This is a genomic window from Vibrio sp. 2096, from assembly GCF_033339595.1.
GTDB lineage: Bacteria > Pseudomonadota > Gammaproteobacteria > Enterobacterales > Vibrionaceae > Vibrio > Vibrio alginolyticus.
Map to the genome: position 1 here is coordinate 1 of NZ_JAWOUX010000043.1, position 2,865 is coordinate 2,865.

The 2,865-nt window shown below is 41.1% G+C and carries 5 protein-coding genes; 3 read left to right on the forward strand and 2 right to left on the reverse strand.

Features of this window, described 5'->3' with window-relative positions; translation table 11 throughout:
- Positions 1 to 106 precede the first annotated feature (106 nt).
- Positions 107 to 454, forward strand: a complete 348-nt coding sequence (locus R7Q41_RS23800; protein WP_172563192.1) for a hypothetical protein — start codon at positions 107 to 109, stop codon at positions 452 to 454.
- Between the two features lie 138 nt (positions 455 to 592).
- On the forward strand, positions 593 to 829 hold the full coding sequence (locus tag R7Q41_RS23805; RefSeq protein ID WP_045412096.1) for a hypothetical protein: 237 nt from the start codon (positions 593 to 595) through the stop codon (positions 827 to 829).
- Positions 830 to 1,105: 276 nt separating this feature from the next.
- Here R7Q41_RS23805 and R7Q41_RS23810 read toward each other — a convergent pair whose 3' ends face one another.
- Positions 1,106 to 1,387, reverse strand: coding sequence for a hypothetical protein (locus R7Q41_RS23810; RefSeq protein ID WP_045392079.1), 282 nt, complete (start codon positions 1,385 to 1,387; stop codon positions 1,106 to 1,108).
- A 214-nt stretch (positions 1,388 to 1,601) separates the two neighbouring features.
- Positions 1,602 to 2,006, reverse strand: a complete 405-nt coding sequence (locus R7Q41_RS23815; RefSeq protein ID WP_318144688.1) for a hypothetical protein — start codon at positions 2,004 to 2,006, stop codon at positions 1,602 to 1,604.
- A 250-nt stretch (positions 2,007 to 2,256) separates the two neighbouring features.
- Between R7Q41_RS23815 and R7Q41_RS23820 the strand changes: the two genes are divergently transcribed.
- On the forward strand, positions 2,257 to 2,658 hold the full coding sequence (locus R7Q41_RS23820) for an HIT family protein (RefSeq protein ID WP_023585550.1): 402 nt from the start codon (positions 2,257 to 2,259) through the stop codon (positions 2,656 to 2,658).
- Positions 2,659 to 2,865 lie beyond the last annotated feature (207 nt).

Here is a 2,865-nt window from a genome sequence, read left to right on the forward strand (position 1 = left end):
CTATGCGTTGGTTTTAGTGGTTAAGGTGGTATGCGGAAGCTTCGGTATTGCGCGCCTCACACCTTAACAAGGCGTTATGCGCTCGCAGAAATGGAGATAATCAATCATGGAAGATTTAGCTAATTCGTTAAGAAGTTCTGGCCTAAAAGTCAAAATTAAAAAAGGAAAAATTGCAGTTCGGCTTGACGGGCTTTCAAATCCGGTTTCGATAATAAAAGATATACCTGATGATGAGTATAAAGTGAAAACTAATGATTCGATTCCATCGATAATTGCCTGTCTTTTGCTTTTTATTGGTCTGTCAGGTATTTATGAGTTTAGTGGTAATGCTTTGATAAATATTGCACTTATCTCCGTTTCTATATTGTCTTTTGTTACAGTGTTACTTACAGAGTTTAAGCTGACTAAATTACGCGCTACTGTAGTTGCTTTCAATCGTGGAGAACGCGCATAACAAATTGTTCAAGAGTGATTCGGCACGCGTGGCATTTTTACTATGCGTTGGTTTTAGTGGTTAATGTGGTTTGCGGAGACTTAGGTATTGCGTGCCTCACACCTTAACAAGGCGTTATATGCCATGAGGACAAATTAAATGTTCGAAAGCGTGTTTTTGAACGAGATTTTAAAGTCAGAACTGGCTAATAGAAATGTCATTTTAGAGAAAGCTGAATGGCCACCTAAGTGTCGCAGGCTTATCATATTGAAGTACCGATTCTCTCAGCAATATAGTCTTGCGACTTACCGTGAGGTGAAAGACCCACATTATTGGTTCTCTGAGTACGTCGATGGGAATGAATGTTTAGCTTGTAAGTTTGAAGTCCTGAATTAGCAGGCTTGTTGATAACATCATTCATTGAAACCTGTGACTAGGCATATAACAAATTGTTTAAGAGTGATTCGGCACGCGTGGCATTTTTACCATGCGTTGATTTTAGTGGTTAAGGTGGTATGCGGAAGCTTCGGTATTGCGTGCCTCACACCTTAACAAGGCGTTAGTCGCCAGAAAAAGCTAGCAATCAAAATCATGTTTCTGAGCTCAAAATTTGGCAGCTGTTTGTTTGATACACAGATTTATCATCGATGGTCAAAACTCAGTTTCAGCTGTTTAAAGTCCAACGTTTTGCAAGTGCTCTAGCGGTTGCTTTGTTCTTTGGTGCTGACAGAGCAGGGCAATCGATAATTTGTTTTTGGCTGCAAATCTGCTCGGTGAGTTTGTTGGTTCAAAAGCAAATTTACTCGCTGAAAAGACGTTTTCTCTGGTGTGGTAAGTTCCACGTGGTTTCAGTGACTTTGTTGAAAGTCCGCACTGTGAGATTGGTTTTCCAAAAGCGTTTTTTGGTGTTGTCAGTCCGTTTTCTGCGGCGTTGTTTGTTCCAAGTGGTTTCATTGACTAGCCGCTTTGAAACTACGCCTGATTTAAGTGCATCAAAGCACATAAAGTTTGTTGTTTGCAAAGTTTGGTTCGGCTTAAAATTGTCGCTCGGTGCCTCGCGACTAACAAACTGCTCAAGAGGGATTCGCAACGCGTGGCATTTTTACTATGCGTTGATTTTAGTGATTTAGGTGGTTTGCGGCGGCTTTTGTATTGCGTTGCTCACCCCTTAGCAGGGCGTTAGTCGCCAGAAAAAGCTAGCAATCAAAATCATGTTTTTGAGCTTAAAATTTAGCAGCTGTTTGCTTGGTATACCGATTAATCGTTGATCATCAGAGCTTAGTTCTAACTGTTTAAGTCCAAAATTTTGTACCTGTCCTAGCGGTTGTTTTGTTCTTTGGTGCTTACAGAGTAGGGCAATCGAGAGTCTGTTTTTGGTTGCAACTCCGCTCGGTGAGTTTGTTGGTACAAAAGCCGATTTACTCGCTGAAATGACGTTTTCTCTGGTATTGTAAATTCCACATGGTTTCAGTGACTTCGTTGAAAGTCCGCACTGTGAGATTAGTTTTCCAAAAGCGCTTTTTGGTGTTGTCAGTCCGTTTTCTACGGCGTTGTTTGTTCCAAGTGGTTTCATTGAGCAGCCGCTTTGAAACTACGCCTGACTTGAATGCATCAAAACACATAAAGTTTGTTGTTTGCAAAGTTTAGTTCGGCTTAAAATTGTCGCTCAGTGCCTCGCGACTAACAAACTGCTCAAGAGGGATTCGTAACGCGTGGCATTTTTACTATGCGTTGAATTTAGTGATTAAGGTGGTATGCGGCGGCTTCGGTATTGCGTTGCTCACCCCTTAGCAGGGCGTTAGCATACTTTGATAGGAGTTCAGATGGCTACGATAGTCGAACAAATTGTTAATCGTGAAATTGACTCGGTCATCGTGTACGAATCTGACCAAGTTATAGCTTTTGCAGACCATGATCCAATCAACTTTGGGCATATTTTAATTTGTCCTAAGACTCAATACCGTACTTTCATTGACCTGCCTGAGTCTGTGTTTTTTGAGATCACCGACGTTGCAAGAGATTTATATAAACGTATAGAAGCTAAGTTCAATCCCGATGGTATCGGCTTTATGCAAAACAATGGAGAGACACCTCATTTCAACGAGCTCGATCACTACCATTTGCATATTTTCCCTAGGTTTCATGGCGACCAGTACGGTTGGGTTAGTAGTGAACTTGGAATTCAAACTATGGATAAACTAAGAGAATCACTTAAAGATCTATGAGCATTGAAAAAGTATGCTAACAAATTGTTCAAGAGTGATTCGGCACGCGTGGCATTTTTGTCATGCGTTGGTTTTAGTGGTTAAGGTGGTATGCGGTGGCTTAGGTATTGCGTGCCTCACACCTTAACAAGGCGTTATACGTTTGGAGGCTTTGATATGCCAGCAAGAATGGATGAATACCTAGATAAGGTTATTAAAAATCGATTT